The organism is Streptomyces sp. NRRL WC-3549 (assembly GCF_000721935.1).
Classification (GTDB): Bacteria; Actinomycetota; Actinomycetes; order Streptomycetales; family Streptomycetaceae; genus Streptomyces.
Genome location: NZ_KL585394.1, coordinates 373,505 through 373,763, shown reverse-complemented (window position 1 = coordinate 373,763; position 259 = coordinate 373,505). Strand labels below are relative to the sequence as shown.

1 protein-coding gene is annotated in these 259 nt (G+C 79.2%); it reads right to left on the bottom strand.

The features are described from left to right. Positions 1 to 259: GNAT family N-acetyltransferase (locus tag IH13_RS0112470; RefSeq protein ID WP_037841157.1), on the bottom strand; the 259-nt coding region annotated here is incomplete at both ends.

Genomic DNA, 259 nt, shown 5'->3' with positions numbered 1-259 from the left:
GGGCAGCCGTGTGCGAAGGCCGTCGTGGTCAGCCAGGCGGCCAGTGCGGCGCCGACGCCACGGCGGCGGAAGGGCTGGGCGACCGCCAGGCCGGTCAGTTCGCCGAGGCCGTCGGCGGGGGCCGAGCAGCAGCCCGCGCCGGCGGGTCGCCCGTCCAGCAGGGCCAGGGCGCAGACCCCGCCCTGGGCCGTCGCCCTCCTCAGCCAGGCGATCTCGCCGTCCTCCGGGCCGCCTTCGCCGCCGAAGCCGGTGTGCTGGA